Genomic DNA, 18,500 nt, shown 5'->3' on the forward strand with positions numbered 1-18,500 from the left:
TGCCCGCGCCGGTCCTGCCGATATGGGAGGATCGGCGCGTGCGGCTTGCGGTGGTCGAGGACGACGACGGCGTAGGCGATGCCCTGGTGGAGGCGCTCTCGGCGCGCGGCTACCGGGCCGATCGCATGCGCCGCGGCGCCGATCTGCTCATCGCCCACCGCGATTACGACGCCGTGCTGCTCGATCTGGGTCTGCCCGATGCCGACGGCCTGCAGGTGCTGCGCCAGCTGCGGGAGGTGAGCGCGGTGCCGGTGCTCATCCTCACCGCGCGCAGTGATGAACGTTCCATCGTGCGCGGATTGCGCGGCGGCGCCGACGACTATGTGGTGAAGCCGCCGCGGATCGCGGAGTTGATGGCACGGCTGGAAACGGTGATGCGCCGGGCAGCCGCGGTGGCACAGCAGGAGCGGACCGAGGTGGTGACCGGTGACGTCCGGGTGGACCTGCGCGCTCGGGTGGTCGAGGTGGCCGGCGCCCCGATCCCACTCACCCAGAAGGAGTTCGAGCTGGTCGAAGTGCTGGTGGAGCGGCCGGGTTCGGCGGTGAGCAGGCAGCAGCTGATGGACCGGATCTGGGGTGACGCGTTCGTCGCGGTCTCGCGCTCGCTCGATGTGCACATGACGGGGTTGCGGGCGAAACTGAACCGGCCCGGCCTGATCACCACCATTCGCGGCTACGGGTATCGGTGGGGCGAGTGAGCCAGGCACCGGCCGGTTGCCCGGACACGCCGATGCCGCCGCGATCGGCTCGGCTGGGTTCGGGGTCCGTGTTTCACCGATCGGGGGCACGGCTGATCGGCGCCCTGATGAGGCCCCGGCGGCGTCTGCTCGGCAGCCGGAGCATGGGCCCGTGGACCGGGCCGCTGGGCAGGAGACGGGCATGCGCCGCCGACTGCTGGTAGTGCTCACCGTCTTCGCGGCCATCGCGGTATTGGCCTTCGCGGTGCCGCTGTCCCTGACCGCCGCGACCAGTCGCACCCAGCAGCTGGTGCTCGGCCGCTCAGGCGATGCCGAACGCTTCGCCACCCTCGCCGACGGCGCGAGCTCGGCGGGCGGCGTGCAGGCCCTCGCCGACGAGGTGGGCCGCTACCACGAGCTGTACGGGGAGAACGTGCTGGTGGTGGACGCGCGCGGGGCGCCGATCGTCAATGCCGGGGTCGAGGTGGACGATCCGCGGATCATGGCCGCGGTGGCGGCGGCGCGGCGCAACCAGCGACCACAGCAGGTGGATCGGCTGACGCCGTGGAGCGATCCGGTCATGCTCATCGCCCGCCCGGTCGGTTCGGGCGTGCAGGTGAACGGTGCGGTGGTGATCGAGGCGTCCACGGCGCAGGCCCGCGCCGCGATCGCGCGGGTGTGGGCGGTGATCGGCCTCGGCGCGGTCGGGGCGATGGTGGTGTTCGTGCTGTTGGCGCTGGTCGTGAGTCGCTGGGTGCTGCGGCCGCTGGCGGCCATGTCGGAGGCTGTCGCCGAACTCACCGCGACGCTGCCGAGGCCACGGCCGGACGTGGCGCACGAGCGCGCACATCGCACCACGCCAGGACTGCGATCCGCCCATCGCGAGGACCGCGCGGCCGCAACGGAGCGGGCCTCCGAACGGCCGGGCGATCCCGGGCAAACCCCTGACGGTCCGGTCGCGGCGCCTATTACCAGGCGATACGGCGGCCCGCCCGAGGTTCGCGCGCTGGCTGAATCGTTCGATGCCATGGCCGCCGCGGTCGCCGATTCCGCCGACGCGCAACGTCAGCTGGTTGCCGACACCGCGCATGCCATGCGTAACCCGTTGGCGGCGCTGACGATTCGACTCGACTCGCTCGAGGCGTCGATCCCCGAACGCGCTTCGGCGACCTTCCGCGGCGCCAGCGCCGAGGTCGACCGACTCACCGCCCTGCTCGACGCCCTGCTCGAGCTGGCGGTGGCCGAGGCGCCGGTGGCCTTCGGCGACGCGGCCTCAGCCGATGAACGGTGCGATGCGGGCCAGGTCGTTGCCGATCGACTCGACTCCTGGTCGCCCGCGTTCGCGGAGGCGGGCATGTCCCTGACCGCCCGGGTTGCCGGCGCCCGGCCGGTCGATACCGACGGCGCGCACGACAGTCGCGCGGGCCGACCCGGAGAGGAGCTGCGTATCGCCGGACACACGCTGAGCGGAAACGACGTCGATGCGACACCGGCTGCGGCAGTTCGCCGGGACCGGCACGGAGCAGGCGAGGTGGACGCCGAGCACCCTGACCATGCTGATAGGCGGTCACCGGCCGAAACCGCGATCAGCTCCGCGGCATTGGCGCAGATCCTGGATGTGGCGCTGAGCAATTCGTGTCGATACGCGGGTCCCGGCGCGCACACCATCATCGAGGTGCGGGCAGCAGCGGATTGGGTGACCGTGCTGGTCCGGGATGACGGCGCTGGTGTCGATCCGGCCGAGATCGACAAGCTGACCTCGCGGTTCTTCCGTGGTTCGGGTGCGGCGGCGGGCGGCACCGGCCTCGGGCTGTCGATCGCCCGTGCGCTCGCCAAGGCCAGGGGCGGCACCTTGACGGTCGAACCCGTGCAGCCACACGGCCTCGCCGTTGTGGTCCGGCTGCCGGCGGTGACTCGATGAGCGGGCCGGCACTGCGCAGAGCCCTGGTCTCGACCGCCTTCGAGTCGGCGGAAGCGGCCGGCAACGAAGTCTTCCGGCGGTGCGGCCTGCGGCCGATGGCGGTGCTCCGATGAGCCGGCGGTCGATCTCGCGGCGTCGGGCCCTGGTATTGGCCGGGCTCGCATCCGCAGGTCTGGTCGGCTGCGGAACGAGCGACCGAACTACTGTCCGCCTGGCTTCCGGTGAGGACGGCGGCTTCTACTTCGCCTTCGCACGCCTGCTCGCCGCGGCGGCGAACGACACCGACGCGATCCGCATCGAACCGGTGGAAACCGCAGGGTCACAACAGAATTTGCGGATGCTCGCCGACGGGCAGGTCGACACCGCACTGGCACTGGCGGATTCGGCGGGCGATAACGGCGGGCGCGTACTCGCGCTCGGCCGGGTGTATGAGAACTATCTCCAACTGGCGGTACGCACGGACGGGCCGATCCGGGAGGTGGCCGATCTGCGGGGGCGGCGGGTCAATCTGGGCGCCGAGGGGTCGGGCGCGGCCGTGACCGGGCCGCGGCTGCTGGCGAGCGCCGGGCTCGATCCCGCGGCAGATGTCATCATCGAGCACCGCCCGCTGCGCGAAGCCGCTCGAGCGCTCACCGACGGCACCATCGACGCACTGCTGTGGGCCGGCGGCGTACCGACCGCCGCGCTCACTGTGCCCGACCACATGCGATTGCTGGACCTCGGCGCACTGGCCGAACCCATGCGGGAGCGATACGGTCCCGTCTACGACCTGGTCGCCATCCCCGCCGATGCCTACCCGGGCAGCCCGGCGGTGCACACCATCGGCGTCGCCAACCTGCTGCTGGCCGCCGCGACCCTGCCCGACGACGCTGCCGCCGCCATCGTCGAGCTGCTGGTATGGCATGCCGATCAGCTGGTGCCCGCCGAGGCCGCGGGCACCCAGTTCTTGGACGGGCGGTTCCTCATCGGCACCGGAACCGTCCCGCTACATCCCGGCGCCGCGCGGGTCTACCGGCGCTGGCACGGCTGAGCGATCAGGAACGCACCATGCGCGCGATCGCGTCGGTGGCCTCCTTGATCTTGGCATCGGCTTCCGGGCCGCCCGCCACCGCCGCGTCGACCACGCAGTGGCTGATGTGGTCTTCGAGCAGTCCCATGGCCACCGCCTGCAGGGCCTTGGTCATCGCGGAGACCTGGGTGAGGATATCGATGCAGTATTTTTCTTCTTCGACCATGCGCTGGAGTCCGCGCGCCTGGCCTTCGATGCGACGCAGCCGCTTGAGGTAATCGTCCTTGGCGGTGATGTAGCCGTGGGCGGAATGGTCGTGCGCGGTGTGGTCGTTGTTCTGCGACGGGCTTGGTGTCACCGACTGCCTCCTCGTTGCCCGCCGGGACGGCGGCCTGGTTCTCAATACCCCCCTAGGGTACACCCCGCACCGGGAACTGTCAGGTGAGCGCGCGAACAGCCACCTCTCGGCGCCGTCCAGCGGCACGGGCGGCACAATCGTCGCCATGAGCTCGCATGCCCGGCCCGCGATCGCCGTCATCGGCGGTAGCGGCTTCTACGACTTCTTCGATCACGAGGCGGTGGCCGTCGAGGTCGACACGCCCTACGGTGCGCCGAGTGCGCCGGTCGCGATCGGCGAGGTCGAGGGCAGGACCGTCGCATTCCTGCCGCGCCACGGAAAGCGGCACGAATTCTCCCCGCACACCCTGCCCTATCAGGCGAATATGTGGGCGTTGCGGTCGCTGGGGGTACGGCGGATCTTCGCGCCCTGCGCGGTGGGCAGTCTGCGCCCCGACTGGGGGCCGGGCACGGTTGCGGTGCCGGACCAGCTGGTCGACCGCACCTCGGGGCGTCCACAGACCTTCTTCGACGCAGGCGGAGTGCACGTCTCCTTCGCCGACCCGTACTGCGACCACCTGCGCACCGCCGCCATCGGAGCAGCCGGTAATGGCCTGCCGATGCGGGACTCGGGCACCATGGTGGTGGTGCAGGGGCCGCGATTCTCCACCCGCGCCGAGAGCCGCTGGTTCGCCGCCCAGGGCTGGGAACTGGTGAACATGACCGGTCATCCCGAAGCGGTGCTCGCCCGCGAACTGGAAATGTGTTACGCCGCAGTCGCGCTGGTGACCGATCTGGATGCCGGGCTGGAGGAGGGCGACGGCGTGCACGTCACCGACGTCTTCGCCGAGTTCGAAAAGAACATCACCCCGTTCAAGGCGCTGATCCGGCGCGCGATCGGCGCCCTCGACGGCGACGACACCTGCAACCGCTGCCGAGTACACGCAGGCGTCTCGCTGCCGTTCGAGCTGCCCTGAGCCGAGCGGGTTAGGCTCGCGCCGTGGAAACCCCGTTGCGGCTCGAGGTCATCGTCGCCAGCGTGCGACCGGAACGGTTCGCGCCCGTGGTCGCCGATTGGTTCCTGCGCACCGCACGCGACCGTGCCGAATTCGATGTCGGCGTCATCGACCTCATCGATACTCCGCTGCCCGCCGACCTCACCGAAACGCCCGAGGTGCAGCGGTTCCGGGCGAGGCTCGCCGCCGCCGACGCGTTCGCCGTGGTGACCTCCGAGTACAACCACGGCTATCCCGCCTCCCTGAAAACGGCCCTCGACAGCGCCAAACACGAGTGGCGGGCCAAACCGATCGGGTTCGTCGCCTACGGCGGTCTGTCGGGCGGGCTGCGTGCGGTGGAGCAGCTGCGTCAGGTGGTTGCCGAGATCCACATGGTGTCGGTGCGCGAGACCGTCAGCTTCCATCAGGCCAAGAAACGATTCGACGCGCAGGGCCAGACGCACGATGGCGCCGCCATCGACGCGGCCGCGCGGATGCTCGGCCAATTGGCTTGGTGGGGAAGGGCTTTGCGGGCCGCTCGGGTATCGGATCCGTATCCGGGGTGATCGGCTCGAAGCGCTTGGAGCCCGACCGAGCGCGCTACTGGTGTGCCATGGCGCGGCGTCCGCGCGGCTGGCCGATGTAGGTGGCCTCGCGCGGGATGGACACCAGCGTCAGATCTACCTGCGCGGTACCGGTGCGCAGCACCACGTGGTTGCCGATCGCACCCGGCTGCTGGATCGACAGATCCGGCTTGGTCGCGGGCCAGCCCATCGGATCGCCGGTCACATAGATGGTGGTGACACCGGCGTGCGGGGCCGGGGCGAGCACACCATCGACCACGGTCGCGGTGAACCCGGCGTCGGACTGGTGGGTTTCCACCGCGATGGTCAGCCGCTCCGGATTACCGATCGTGGTGACCAGGTTCTCCCAGGCGTGCGCACGATCGGTGCGGATCAGGATGCGCTCGCCGACGGCGAGCGCGCGGAACACCAGCTGCTGCGCCAGGTAGAGCTCACCGGCCACGTACACCGTCGAGATACCGGCGCCGATGATGCGGACCGCGACACCGTTGCCCTCGTCGTCGGAGCCGATCAGCTGACCACAGCCCGAGGACGGCAGGTGCAGCGCGCCGATCACGTCGATCGGGTACTCCGACATCGGGACCGTATCGTCCACATCGGGGATGGCGATCGGCAGATGCGCCAGCAGACCGTCACGGTGCCTGCCGTTCATCGACACCATGCCCTCGTGTTTGGTGCGTTCGGGCAGCTCACGTGCCGTCAATCGCCAGGCCGCACCGATATTCACCGAATCGGCGCTGCTACCGGGACGCAACCGCACGGCCACCGTGGTGCCGCGCGAGGGCGCCACCCACAGCTGGGCCAGCAGATCCGAACCCAGCTTCTTCGGGTCCACCGCGCCGCCGATATTGACGCTGTTGCCCAGCTCGGCGTAGCGCCACCGCTGGGTCAGGGTGCGCGGGTCGTAACCGGCGGTGATCTGCAGAACGGCCTTGCGGATTTCCGGGGCGGTGAGGATACGGGCATTGCAGTCGGCATCTTCGAGCGCGCGCATGATCCGCTGCGTAGCGATGGTGACCGCACGCGACGCCCCCTCGTTACCGCCGCCGCGCCGTTCGGCCGCGCCGGGGCAGGCCACCGCGTCGAAGCTGATGGCCAGCCACACGGTGCGGTGCGCGGTGGCGGGCAGCGGGCCGAGCAGCGATTCGTAGATCTTGCCCGCGGGTGTGCCCGCGCGGCTGCGGTGACCGTGGCTGATGATGTCGATGCCGCTGAGCAGGATGTCGTGCTGGGTCAGGCACTGCGCCAGCTCGGGCAGTGGCAGCAGATGCGAGGCATGCACGGTGGTGCGGGCGATACGGGTCAGCCCGCCCTTGGGTGCGAGCACCTCGACGACCGTCACCACGCGGCTGCCATCCCAGTACAGGCCGAGCGAACGTCCGTCGGGGCCGCGGAAGTCGACGGTGTCACCGATCTCGTACTCGCGCTGGACGAGATAGCCGACGCCGGTGCCGATCCAATCCAGCAGCACCCGCCGCCCGACCGGGATCAATGGAACCAACCCTGCCACCACACCGATACCGACCGCAGGCCAGACGCCGAGCCCGGCCAGCAGCGCGATCGCACCCGCGACGAGCCCAACGAATTGCGCGACCATCAGATTGCGCAGCGAGATGCGACCCAGCAGCGGGCGCGGTCCTGCGCCGGCAGGTTCGGCCATCGTCGTCCCCCAAGTACCCGTATCGGCCGCCTCCGGTGTGGCCGAGCTGAACAAGAGTCCCCGGGAACTGTACTGTGTTCCGCGGACGCGAGCACTGTTCGGGGGAGGAATCATGCCTTCAAAACCCACTACGCGCTGGCAGGTGAGCGGGTACCGCTTCCTGGTGCGCCGGATGGAGCACGCCTTGGTGCGCCGGGACGTGCGAATGCTGCACGACCCCATGCGCTCCCAGTCGCGTGCCTATGCCGCCGGGCTCATTCTCGGCATCGTCGTGCTCGCCGGCTGCGGTGTACTGGCCCTGCTACGCCCGCAGGACAAAATCGGCGACAACAAGATCCTGATCGGCAAGGAATCGGGTGCGGTGTACGTCGTTCTCAACGACGTCGTCCATCCCGCGCTGAATCTGGCCTCGGCGCGTCTGGCCGCCGGCGATGCGCCCAAGGCCGTCATCGTCAAGGAATCAGAGCTCGGTAAGAAGGCCCGCGGGCCGCTGATCGGCATCCCCGGTGCGCCCGGCGTACTGAACTTCGACAAGGACGGCAAGGGCCGGGCCTGGTCGGTATGCGACTCCATGAAGATGGACGGCGGCCGCGATCTCACCACCTCGGTGCTGGCCGGCGATCCCGAACTGGGGGAGAAGGCCTCGGTCATGGGCGCGGACAAGGCGTTGCTCGTGCAGGGCGACGACGCCACCTACCTGGTGTACGACCGCAAACGTGCCCGCGTGGACATGACCGACCGCGCCGTCACCGACGCACTGAACATCACCGGGCTGACCCCGCGCCCGATCAGCGAGGGCCTGCTGAACGCGATTCCCGAAGTGCTGGAGATCAAGCCGCCGCAGATCGTGGACCCTGGTGGCATGCCGGACAAGCCGATCGGAGATTTCCGCATCGGCACCGTCGTCCAGGTCTCCACCGCCGACGAGGCCGAGAACTATGTGGTCCTGCGCGACGGCCTGCAGCGGATCTCGCCGCTGACGGCCGACATCATCCGCAATTCCAACCCGCAGCCCACCGGCGACACCACCATCAACCAGACCGTACGTACCAGGGCAGATGTCTCCAACGCCCTGCGGGTGGACGACTACCCGGTCACCGCACCGTCGATCGTCGAAGCCAAGGACCAGCCGGTGAGCTGCCTGTCCTGGAAGCCGATCACCACGGCCACCGAGGATTCCGGCAACCGCGCCGAACTGTCGGTGATCACCGGCGTCACCCTGCCGATGTCGGAGAAGGCCAAACTGGTGCCGCTGGCCCAGGCCGACGGCTCCGGCCCCAACGCCGACTCCGCCTACATCCCACCGGGTTCGGGCGCCTACGTCCAGACCACCGGCATCGAACCCGACAGCCGCCGCAAGGACTCCCTGTTCTACGTGGCCGACACCGGCGTCCGCTACGGCATCAAGAACGCCGACGCCGTCAAGGCCCTCGGCCTCGGCGAAAACCCCGAGCCCGCCCCATGGCCCATCGTCGGCCTGCTCGCCAACGGCCCGAGCCTCGGCCGCGAAGAGGCGATGGTTGCGCACGACGGCGTGGCGCCGGACCCGTCACCGGCGCAACAGCCGGTCGCAGCCGGGAAGTGAGGTCCTGCGGCCGCCAGATCCGGCGGCCGCAGTTCTCCGCCCGAAACGAGCAGCAAGAGCGACTGTCAGGCCGAGGCAAACAGGAGGACCGCCGAAAACCGGGAACGGAACAAGGAATCCACTGCTCCTGGCGTCTACTACTACTACTACTGTGAGCCCTGGGAAACTGTGCAGCGAAAGACGTGGGCGCTGTTCTACAGGCACTAGAACCCACAGTCGGCGGGTGCCGACTCGTTGACGACAAATGATGCGGCCCGCCGAATCGGCGGGCCGCATCATTGTGGTCGAGCAGTGTCGGCGGTTGCTCAGTCCTCGCGAACCCCGAATCGGCGGCGGATGGGGAAGGACGCCAGGTAGCCGAGAATCAGTCCACCACTGATGATTCCGGTACCGATCAACGCGACATTGCGTGCGAGGTTGTCCGGCGGTGGTGGGGCTTCGGGCACAGGGAGCTGTACGTTTTGGGCGGGGCTCGGCTGTTTCGCCTGCAAGGGGGTTTCCGGAACCTCGTTGGTGAGTGCGGCGACCGGATCGACCGCGCCGTAGCCGATGTAAGGGTTCCAGCCTTCGGCGGGAGCATGAGCAGTAGCCTTCAGGCGCTTCATGACGTCCTGAGCGCTGAGCTCGGGGAAGCGTTGGCGAACCAGTGCGACGACGCCGGATACGTAAGGGGCAGCGAAACTGGTGCCCTGGAGACTGCTGACTTTGCCTTGTTCACCCTTCCCAGTGATGGTGCCGCCGCTGGTCGGATCCAGCCCGACGACCCCCTCACCAGGAGCAGCGATATCGACCCATGGGCCCGGCACCGTGAAGTCCGACGGCTGGCCATTCGGCCCGATGGAACCGACGGTCAAGACGTAATCGTCGAAGCGCGCCGGGGTGACGTTCGTGGTCAGCTTGTCCCAGAGGTCGGCCGAGGGATCGAGCGGGGAGACGTCCGGATTTCCGGCCTGGCACTTCGAAGTCTGATCCATATTGCCGGCGGCAGCGACCACTACGACGTTCTTTTCCACAGTCGCGTAGCGCAACGCGGCGCCCAGCGCTTCATCCGGAAGCTGGTATGAACCGGGCACACAGCTGACCAAAGAGATGTTGATGACCGATGCACCACGGTCGGCTGCCCGCCGTACGGCCGAGGCCAATGCGTTGATGTTTCCGTATCCGGGCAGGTCTTCCGGGCGTTCCTCGCGGGAGCGACCTTTGATCGTGAACTTATCGCTGGTCTGCCGAATCGACATGATTCGGGCATCGGGCGCGACGCCGGAGAACCCTTGATCGGGAACCCTTGTCGCCGCGATCAGTCCGGCGACGATCGTGCCGTGCACATCGCAGTCATTGAGGCCGTCGCCACCGGCCTGCACGTAGTCTCCACCGGGGATCAGGCCAGGTAGACGTGGGTGTGGCGAGACGCCGGTATCGATGACGGCGACGAGCTGTCCCTCCCCGGTCGCGAACTTCCAAGCGTGCGGCAGGTCCAGCGCCCGTTGCGGTTGTGGGATCGTCGGTCCATCGCCGCCACGCTGAATGTCGGCGCAGGCGACGTTCGGCTTGGGCTCCGTCGGATCCGGCGGCACCGCAGGATCACCCGCCGGCAACTTCCCCATATCGATCGGCGGTGGCCGATCCGCATACGCAACGCCCTGGCCGAGACTCAAACCGAACGACGCGCTGAAACCCAGCGTCAGGGCGGCGGCCGTGACGCGGAGGCGCCCGTTCACAGCCCGCGAACGAGGGAGTAGAGCGAGGCCACCCAGAAGACCAGGGGCAGCACGGCTGCGACGAACGCGTATTCGAGTAGTTCGACGGCGCGGCGCATCGGCGGTGTCGCCGATTGGTTGGGGATGATGATGCCGAGGATCAGCGCGGCGATCAGCATGACCATCGCGGCACCGAACACCGCAAGTGGCAGTTCGGCGACGAAGCTCATGCCGATCAGCATGATCAGCACGATCGCCGCACCGCCCGCGATCAGCACGACGGCCTGTTCGGCGCCTGCGTAGGTGCGGCTGCGGAACATCAGCACCACGGCGCACACCAGCGCCAGCGCGATGCCCTGCCAGTAGTAACCCTCGCCGGTGGGATCGGTCGCTGCCAGCGCCCCGATCGCGGTGACCAGCGTGGTCGCCGAGACCAGACCGCTCAGATACATGCGGGCGCGTTCGGATTTGGCGCGCAGCACTTCCATCGTCGGCAGCGCCCGGTGATCGTCCGGGTCGTCCTCGGTCGGGTCGATCGGGGTGCCGGGGGAGGGCACCGGAGGCAGCGGCAACTTCGACAGCAGCATCGAAACCCGCGGCGCCAGCGACAATCCGGCGAGGCCGAGGGCGGCGGCGACCGCGCCGATCGCGCGCACCGGCTGGTCGGTCAGCAATCCGACCAGCGCGGCGGGGACCGCGTAGATCGCGAGCGCGCTCGCGCCGATGAACAAACCGAGCCCGACGCCGGTGACGCGCCACGCCAGGATCGCGGTCGCCCCGAGTAGCACCGAACCGAGCAGGAAGTTCGCCCAGCCATAGTGGTCGGGGACGATGAGCATGCCCGAGGTGAACGCCGTCGGCAGCGCGCAACCGCCGAGCACGAGCGCGGTGGCGGTATCGCCGTACATTCGGCTCAGCACCATGCCGGCGACCACGAGCAGGATCGTCACGCCGAGCGCGATGGAGCCGGTGATCCAGCCCGCCATGGCATCGGGGGCGGCGAGCAGGCCGACACATCCGGCGAGCATGGTGAAGGCGGCGAGAATCGAGCCGGTGATACGTGCGGTTTTGGGCGTCCAACCCTTGAAATGGTCGGCGTCGGCGATCGCGACGTTGTACATGATGTCGTCGAACAGTGGTGTGGGCGCGGTGTGTGCCGCGCTCTCCAACATCAGCAGCTCGCCGTCGCGGACGCCGTGCTCACCCAGGCTCAACGAGTTGGAGAACGGCGGGTGACCGATGCGCGCGAGCACCCACTCGGCCGGTTCGAAGCGTTCACCCTCATTGTCGAAATCATTGGTGCGGCTGTGCTGGGCGACCATGTCGACGACACTCGGAATCACCAGAGCGACCGGGACATCCACCGGGATGGCCATGTCCACCTGGGTATGTTTGGCCAGAATGGTAACCCTGGTCAGGTCCGGTGCGCGGACGATGCCGCGTGAGGATTCCTCCTCGATGTGGTCAAGTCGCGCGTGCGTCAAGGCTCCCCCAACTCGGTCGCTACCTCGTGTTTTCCGCACTCCGCCGGCCCGAGCGGAGCTTGCGAACCCATGGGTCCGGGCAGCAGAATGCTGGTCGAACTGTACGACATGTCGGCGGTTGCCTCTACACTGAGGCCCGAACACCGCAGGCCAAGAGGGGGAAATCTCATCTTATGAGCACAGTCCGGTTTCAGCGGCGCGCACGCCGGGAGATGCCGCGGACGCCGGGTGGAGAGGTCACCCTGCAGCCGCCTCCCGAGATCCCTCGGGTGACGCCGGGCAATCTGCTCATGAAGTTGATGCCGGTCGTGATGGTCATCGGCATGGTCGGAATGATGGCCCTGATGTTCACTCAGGGTGGCGGCATGATGTCGAACCCGATGACCATGATGTTCCCGGTCATGATGCTGTTCTCCATGGTCGGTATGTTCGCCGGCCAGGGTGGCGGCAAGGGACAGAAGGCCGCGGAGGCCAACGAGGATCGCAAGGATTACCTGCGCTACCTCGATCAGGTGCGTAAAGATGTCGACGAGACGGCCACCCAGCAGCGCGCCGCCGTCGAATGGAGCCACCCGGAACCAGGCCTGATCTGGATGCTGGCAGGCACCAGCCGGATGTGGGAGCGCCGCGCGGGCGACAAGGACTTCTGCCACGCGCGCATCGGCATCGGCGGCCAGCGCCTGGCCACCCGGCTGATCGCTCCGGAAACGGGCCCCGTCGAAGAGTTGGAGCCGATCGCCGCGGTCTCGCTGCGCCGCTTCGTCCGCGCGCATTCCACCGTCCCGGATCTGCCCACCGCGATCGCGGTCAAGGGTTTCGCCACCATCGCGCTCGACGGTGATCGCGGCCAGGCCCGCGATATGACGCGCGCGATGTTGTTGCAGCTGGCCATGTTTCATGGTCCCGATCAGGTGCTGATCGCGGTGGTCTGCGGTCCGGACACCGCCTCGGAATGGGACTGGACGAAGTGGCTGCCGCATTCGCAGCATCCCGATGCCCAGGACGGCATCGGCACCCAGCGCATGTTCTACAGCTCCATCCGTGAGGCGGCCACCGGCTTGCAGCCGTTGCTGGCCAATCGGGTCCGCTACTCGCGCAACCAGCCGGCCAACCCGAACCTGGTGCACATCGTCATCGTCGTCGACGGTGGTCTGCTGGAGTCGGAGGAGGATCAGCTCCGCGAATCCGGCTTCGAGGGCGTCACCATCATCGACCTGTGCGGATACGCTCCGCGCCTTGCGGTTTCGCGCGGTATCAAGATGATCGTCGAGAACGGCGAATGCGTCGGCCGCGGTGCCACCGGCAATCAGGAACGCTTCGCGATGATCGACCGGATCAGCCCCGAGCAGGCCCAGCAGGTGGCCCGCAGGCTGGCCCCGTTCCGCGCCGCGACTCAGCGCAGCAGCGACGTCGAGGTCGATGACACCGAGGTCATTTCCAGCTGGGCCCAGCTGATGAACCTCGGCGATATCGGAACCTTCAACCCCGAACACGCGTGGCGGCCGCGCTACGGCCGGGAGCGGCTGCGGGTTCCGTTCGGTGTCGGCGCCGATGGCCTGCCCGTGGTGCTCGATATCAAGGAAGCCGCCGAAAGCGGTATGGGTCCGCACGGTCTGTGCATCGGTGCGACCGGTTCGGGTAAGTCGGAGTTCCTGCGCACCCTGGTGCTCAGTCTGCTGGCGACTCATTCGCCGGATCAGTTGAACCTGGTCCTGGTCGACTTCAAGGGTGGTGCGACCTTCCTCGGCTTCGAAGACGTCCCGCACGTCGCCGCCGTCATCACCAACCTCGAAGACGAAGCCGACCTCGTCGACCGTATGCGTGACGCCCTGGCCGGTGAGATGAACCGGCGCCAGGAAGTGCTGCGCCAGGCCGGCAACTTCGCCAACGTCTCCGAGTACGAGAAGGCCCGCGCCGCAGGCGCCGACCTCGACCCGCTGCCCGCGCTGTTCGTGGTGCTCGACGAGTTCTCCGAACTGCTCACCCAGCACCCGGATTTCGCGGAACTGTTCGTCATGATCGGCCGCCTGGGCCGCTCGCTGCACGTGCATCTGTTGCTGGCCTCGCAGCGCCTGGAGGAAGGCAAGCTCAAGGGCCTGGAGAGCCACCTCTCCTATCGCATCGGTCTGAAGACCTTCTCCGCCAACGAATCCCGTCAGGTGCTCGGTGTCCCCGATGCCTACAACCTGCCCAATAGTCCCGGTGGCGGTTACCTCAAGTCCGACTCCGGTGAAATCGTGCGTTTCCAGGCGTCCTACGTCTCCGGGCCGTACGTCGGTGGTGGTTCACAGCGTGACATGACCATCGCCACCCAAGCCGGTGAAATCGATGTGCGCGCAAGGCCTTTCGAAGCGGGACATGTCGATTTCCGCAGCGCCGACCGCATCCCGCTGCCCCCCGAGCCCACCGACGATCCGGAACCCCAGGCCGGCGAAGACGGCGAACAGCTGTCCAACATCGGCATGCTCGTGCAGCGCATCCGCGGCCACGGCCGCCCGGCCCACGAGATTTGGCTCCCGCCGCTCGACGAGGCTCCCACCCTCGACCAGCTCGTCCCGCGCTCGATCCTCACCGGCGAGTACGCCGCGGTGGCCACCCTGCGCGCCCCCATCGGCATCGTCGACCGCCCGTACGACCAGCGCCGCGACCCCTTGGTCGTCGACCTGTCCGGCTCCCGGGGCAACGTCGCCGTCGTCGGCGGCCCGCAGTCCGGCAAGTCGACCATGCTGCGCACCCTGATCATGTCGATGTCGCTGACCCACACCGCCGAACAGGTCCAGTTCTACTGCCTCGACTTCGGCGGCGGTACGCTCGCCAGCCTCGAGGGTATGCCGCATGTGGGGTCGGTTGCGGGGCGCCTCGACGAGGACAAGGTCCGCCGCACCATCGCGGAAATGACCACGATCGTTCGCCAGCGCGAACTCCGTTTCCGCCAGCTCGGCATCGAGTCGATGGCCGAGTTCCGCCGCCTGCGCGCCATGGATCCGGCAAGCAGCCCCGCGGCGGCCGGCGCCCATGAAGACCCATTCGGCGACGCGTTCCTGGTCATCGACGGGTTCGGCTCGATCCGCCAGGATTTCGATGCCCTCGAACAGCCGATCATGAACCTCGCCGTCCAGGGCCTGTCCTACGGCGTCCACGTGGTGATCGCCCTGTCACGCTGGATGGAAGCCCGCCCGGCCCTCAAGGACCAGATCGGCACCCGCCTCGAACTGCGCTTGGGTGACCCGGCCGACTCCGACTTCGGTCGCAAGATCGCCGCCCTCGTGCCGCAGGGCCGCCCTGGTCGCGGTATGACCCCGGAGAACCTGCACATGCTCACCGCGCTGCCGCGAGTCGACGGCAGCTCGGACCCGCAGGATCTCAGCACCGGTGTGGCGAATGCGGTGCAGCAGCTGGCGGCCATGACGCCTGGGCGTCATGCGCCGAAGGTTCGGATGCTGCCGGAGAAGCTGGACCGGCAGGATCTGCTGGCAACGCTCGAGGGTTGGGGCACGATTGTTCCCCTCCGTAAGAACACCAGCATCCCGATCGGCATCAGCGAATCCGAACTCGCACCGGTCTTCCTCAACTTCAACGAGCAACCGCACTTCCTCATCTTCGGCGATACCGAGTGTGGAAAAACGACGCTCCTGCGTGGCATCTGCCAGGGCATCATGGAGTCGAACCGGCCTCAAGAAGCGGCGATCATTCTCGCCGACTATCGGCGCACATTGCTCGGAGCAGTCGAGGGCGATCACATCGCCGCCTACGCAACAAGTGCACAAGGCCTCAGCACGAATGTCGCCGACCTTGCGGGGCTACTTCAGACCCGTATGCCCGGCCCGGACATCACGCCTCAACAATTGCGTGATCGGTCCTGGTGGTCGGGCCCGGACTTGTACCTGATCGTCGATGATTACGACCTGGTCGTCACAGGCAGCGGAAATCCGATCTCGCCGATCGTCGAATATCTGCCGCACGCCAAGGACGTGGGCTTCCACCTCGTGATCGCTCGCCGCTCCGGCGGGGCGTCACGGGCTATGTACGAGGCCACCATCTCGCGTCTGCGCGATTTGGCTACTCCAGGCCTGATCATGAGTGGCAGTCGTGAGGAAGGCAATCTTCTCGGCAACGTCCGTCCGAGCGCGATGCCACCTGGTCGGGGGACCTTGGTCAGTCGCGCAGGTGTCGAGTTGATCCAGACTTCCTGGATGCCACCGATCTCATGACCGCCGTCGAGCTGACCCTCACCGAAACGCGCCTCTGGGCGCGGAGCTCGAACACCCACGCGGACATTCCACCGTCGGTCGCACCGGGCAGTGACGGGATGAGCCTCGTCGTCGGCGAACCGCTGTCGCCCCAGTCGATGGCTTGTTCGGCTGTGCAACTGCTGACCGCGGACCGCATCGCCTACCTGCCGAGCTTGCCCTCGCCGGTCGACGGTATGACCGCCGTGTTCGGCAGATTGCTTGCCGAGCTGCGGGTTCCGGCACCATGCGAACGCCTCATCGTCGTCACACCGACCGAATGGGGCACCAGACGCCGCTCGGCGATCGAAGCAGCCGGCTTGCGTGTCGCGTCCGAGGTCGAGTTTCACGTGGCCGCTCTGCGTGCCGTGGCCGCTGACACCCGCAATCGCGACCGGCGCACCGTGGTGCTCGAATTCGGCCCCCTGTCGACGACCGCGACATCGATCATCTACGGCCAGCAGGGTCCCGAGATCGAGGCGTGTGAGCACGAGCCGAATTTGGCATCCGCTGAGATCGCACCGGACAGCCCCGGGTACAGCGAGCTGCGAGGTCTGCTCGAGCGCCTGCTGTCCGGACGTCCAACCGATAGTGTGCTGGTCGTCGGTGGCGCAGACCAGGGTTTCCTCGAGCTGATCGGTTCGGCGGTCGCAGAGGTCTCCGGTTCGGACACCGATCTGCGCACAATCGCGAACGCCGACCTCGCCCGTAACAAGCAGACAGAGGCCTCGCACTACCCGACGGCGGCGATTCCTCCCCTCCCGCAAACGGAATGGCTGCAGCCGCTGCGCGAACGTGCCGCCGCCACCCGCCCACCGCGGTCGCGCACGCAGATCTACATCGGTGCGGCCGCGGTAGCCGCGATAGTGGTCGCCGGTGCCGGAGCAGCTGTCGTATTGAATCAACCCGGTGATTCGGGCAAGGCTGCGGCAGCGGCTCAGACGTCCACGGTGGCCGAACCCTCGTCGTCCGTTGCCGCGCCGACGACCACTGCCGCAAAGGCGACAACAACGAAGGCCGTACCGGCACCTCGAACCATCGGCAACATCCGATTCGAGGCCCCGGCGGGCTGGCGGATCACCGAGGCCGCAGGTGGATCCCGGATCTACCTGGTCCCCGAGGACGGTACGAAGGTCCGAATCACGCTCACCCAGAAGCAGGTCGTCCCTGGTGTCGGCTACGACAAGGTGGCGGCCGACCTCGAGGCTCAGATCGAACAGCGCCCAGCCGGAACCATGAGCCCGCTACAGCGCGACGTGGTCTTCGGCGGGCGGTCCGGCTTGGCCTACACCGAACATCCAGACGACGGTTCACAAGTCGACTGGCATGTTATCGTCGAACACAGCACCCAAGTCGCCATCGGGTGCCAATATCAGACAGGGGGGCGAGACACGACAACACAACTCTGTGCAGATGTCGCAACCACGCTGGAAGTCATCCCATGACACCAGCCCAAAATTTCTTCCACGTTGATGGAACCGATTGGGCGGTATCTGCGTCCAATCTTGTAGTTGGAGCGAATCGGCTCGGTCCACGAGGGGCGGCCGAATCAAAATCACAAGAACGGAGTGCATGATGTCGGGAAACGTGAGGAATGATGCCGCCTCAATGGAGGCGGGTGCCAACCACGTCGACACCGTAAACCAGGCCCTTCAGGGAGAGCTGAAGACTGTGGAGGGTCTCGTACAAGGCTCGCGGGACAGCTGGGAGGGTGAGGCGCAGGCCGCCTTCGATCAGGTGATGCTCGACTACAAAGACGCATCGAACCGCCTGCACCAGGCTCTCGAAGAGATCGAAGCCGGCATTCGGTCGAACGGCAAGAACTTCACCGCTGCGGAGGAAGACAACAAGTCGCGTGTCGCCAGCGTCGGTTCGAGCCTGAACATCACGAACCCCTGATTCGCGGAAGAGACTAGGAGAACCATCTGATGAAGTATTCACACGAACAGCTTGTCCAGCTCGCATCTGACATCCGCTCTTCCAGCCAGCGCATCGTGCAGTCGGGCGATGACCTCAAGGGTTACGTCGCGCAGCTGACCTCCGAATGGGAAGGCCAGGCGAAGGTCGATTACACGGAACGCCAGAACCGTTGGAATGACGCTCAAGCTGACCTTGCCAACATCCTCGAGACGATCGCGAAGGTCGTGGAGGACGGTGCGATCGCGATGACCGAAATGGACGCGATGAACGCGCGTTCGTGGGTCTCCTGAGCCGATCTGCAGATCGAACACAGTGCGCCCCAGCGTCAACACGCTGGGGCGCACTGTTCTCTTTGACTGTGGACATCATGCGATCGGCGGGCACGCCGAAATAAGTTGTCGCG

The 18,500-nt window shown here is 67.4% G+C and carries 14 protein-coding genes; 10 read left to right on the forward strand and 4 right to left on the reverse strand.

What is annotated here, in order from left to right; all coding sequences use genetic code 11:
- Positions 1 to 38: 38 nt before the first annotated feature.
- The 3 genes from GV790_RS18330 to GV790_RS18340 all read left to right on the forward strand — a co-directional run bounded on the left by GV790_RS18330 (position 39) and on the right by GV790_RS18340 (position 3,628).
- Entirely contained in the window at positions 39 to 698 is a 660-nt protein-coding gene (locus tag GV790_RS18330; RefSeq protein WP_163814552.1) for a response regulator transcription factor, read from the forward strand.
- A gap of 181 nt (positions 699 to 879) precedes the next feature.
- Positions 880 to 2,598, forward strand: a complete 1,719-nt coding sequence (locus tag GV790_RS18335) for a sensor histidine kinase (RefSeq protein WP_163814553.1) — start codon at positions 880 to 882, stop codon at positions 2,596 to 2,598.
- Between the two features lie 109 nt (positions 2,599 to 2,707).
- Entirely contained in the window at positions 2,708 to 3,628 is a 921-nt protein-coding gene (locus GV790_RS18340; protein ID WP_163814554.1) for a TAXI family TRAP transporter solute-binding subunit, read from the forward strand.
- Positions 3,629 to 3,632: 4 nt separating this feature from the next.
- Here GV790_RS18340 and GV790_RS18345 read toward each other — a convergent pair whose 3' ends face one another.
- A complete protein-coding gene (locus tag GV790_RS18345; protein ID WP_138446034.1) occupies positions 3,633 to 3,965 on the reverse strand; it encodes a metal-sensitive transcriptional regulator in 333 nt (110 codons plus the stop codon).
- A gap of 145 nt (positions 3,966 to 4,110) precedes the next feature.
- Between GV790_RS18345 and GV790_RS18350 the strand changes: the two genes are divergently transcribed.
- Positions 4,111 to 4,920: an S-methyl-5'-thioadenosine phosphorylase gene (locus GV790_RS18350; RefSeq protein WP_163814555.1), complete on the forward strand. Its 810-nt coding sequence runs from the start codon at positions 4,111 to 4,113 to the stop codon at positions 4,918 to 4,920.
- A gap of 23 nt (positions 4,921 to 4,943) precedes the next feature.
- The gene (locus GV790_RS18355) at positions 4,944 to 5,504 is read left to right on the forward strand and encodes an NADPH-dependent FMN reductase (RefSeq protein ID WP_163814556.1); all 561 of its coding nucleotides are present in this window, start codon (positions 4,944 to 4,946) and stop codon (positions 5,502 to 5,504) included.
- 34 nt (positions 5,505 to 5,538) lie between these two features.
- On the opposite strand, the gene eccE is transcribed toward GV790_RS18355, so the two are convergent.
- A complete protein-coding gene (eccE, locus tag GV790_RS18360) occupies positions 5,539 to 7,182 on the reverse strand; it encodes a type VII secretion protein EccE (protein WP_163814557.1) in 1,644 nt (547 codons plus the stop codon).
- A 112-nt stretch (positions 7,183 to 7,294) separates the two neighbouring features.
- Between eccE and eccB the strand changes: the two genes are divergently transcribed.
- Positions 7,295 to 8,767 (forward strand): type VII secretion protein EccB, encoded by a 1,473-nt coding sequence (gene eccB / locus GV790_RS18365; RefSeq protein WP_163814558.1) that lies wholly within the window; start codon positions 7,295 to 7,297, stop codon positions 8,765 to 8,767.
- Positions 8,768 to 9,072: 305 nt separating this feature from the next.
- On the opposite strand, the gene mycP is transcribed toward eccB, so the two are convergent.
- Positions 9,073 to 10,485 (reverse strand): type VII secretion-associated serine protease mycosin, encoded by a 1,413-nt coding sequence (gene mycP / locus GV790_RS18370; protein WP_309139012.1) that lies wholly within the window; start codon positions 10,483 to 10,485, stop codon positions 9,073 to 9,075.
- Entirely contained in the window at positions 10,482 to 11,948 is a 1,467-nt protein-coding gene (eccD, locus tag GV790_RS18375) for a type VII secretion integral membrane protein EccD (protein ID WP_163814559.1), read from the reverse strand. Before eccD ends, mycP begins: the two co-directional genes overlap by 4 nt.
- Positions 11,949 to 12,121: 173 nt before the next feature.
- Here eccD and eccCa point away from each other — a divergent pair, with 173 nt between their 5' ends.
- The 4 genes from eccCa to GV790_RS18395 all read left to right on the forward strand — a co-directional run bounded on the left by eccCa (position 12,122) and on the right by GV790_RS18395 (position 18,387).
- Positions 12,122 to 16,159, forward strand: coding sequence for a type VII secretion protein EccCa (gene eccCa / locus GV790_RS18380; RefSeq protein WP_163814560.1), 4,038 nt, complete (start codon positions 12,122 to 12,124; stop codon positions 16,157 to 16,159).
- Positions 16,156 to 17,622, forward strand: coding sequence for a type VII secretion-associated protein (locus GV790_RS18385; protein WP_163814561.1), 1,467 nt, complete (start codon positions 16,156 to 16,158; stop codon positions 17,620 to 17,622). The genes eccCa and GV790_RS18385 overlap by 4 nt, the downstream gene beginning before the upstream one ends.
- Positions 17,623 to 17,752: 130 nt before the next feature.
- A complete protein-coding gene (locus GV790_RS18390; protein ID WP_036533402.1) occupies positions 17,753 to 18,076 on the forward strand; it encodes a WXG100 family type VII secretion target in 324 nt (107 codons plus the stop codon).
- Between the two features lie 29 nt (positions 18,077 to 18,105).
- Entirely contained in the window at positions 18,106 to 18,387 is a 282-nt protein-coding gene (locus tag GV790_RS18395) for a WXG100 family type VII secretion target (protein WP_163814562.1), read from the forward strand.
- The last annotated feature ends 113 nt before the right edge of the window (positions 18,388 to 18,500 follow it).

Source organism: Nocardia cyriacigeorgica, from assembly GCF_010858045.1.
Classification (GTDB): domain Bacteria; phylum Actinomycetota; class Actinomycetes; order Mycobacteriales; family Mycobacteriaceae; genus Nocardia; species Nocardia cyriacigeorgica_E.

Bases quoted from the DNA above. Each gene is read 5' to 3' on its own strand.
- GV790_RS18335 (WP_163814553.1), top strand. From the start codon at position 880: ATGCGCCGCCGACTGCTGGTAGTGCTCACCGTCTTCGCGGCCATCGCG.
- GV790_RS18390 (WP_036533402.1), top strand. From the start codon at position 17,753: ATGTCGGGAAACGTGAGGAATGATGCCGCCTCAATGGAGGCGGGTGCC.
- eccCa (WP_163814560.1), top strand. From the start codon at position 12,122: ATGAGCACAGTCCGGTTTCAGCGGCGCGCACGCCGGGAGATGCCGCGG.
- GV790_RS18350 (WP_163814555.1), top strand. From the start codon at position 4,111: ATGAGCTCGCATGCCCGGCCCGCGATCGCCGTCATCGGCGGTAGCGGC.
- eccB (WP_163814558.1), top strand. From the start codon at position 7,295: ATGCCTTCAAAACCCACTACGCGCTGGCAGGTGAGCGGGTACCGCTTC.
- eccE (WP_163814557.1), bottom strand. From the start codon at position 7,182: ATGGCCGAACCTGCCGGCGCAGGACCGCGCCCGCTGCTGGGTCGCATC.
- GV790_RS18395 (WP_163814562.1), top strand. From the start codon at position 18,106: ATGAAGTATTCACACGAACAGCTTGTCCAGCTCGCATCTGACATCCGC.
- GV790_RS18340 (WP_163814554.1), top strand. From the start codon at position 2,708: ATGAGCCGGCGGTCGATCTCGCGGCGTCGGGCCCTGGTATTGGCCGGG.
- GV790_RS18385 (WP_163814561.1), top strand. From the start codon at position 16,156: ATGACCGCCGTCGAGCTGACCCTCACCGAAACGCGCCTCTGGGCGCGG.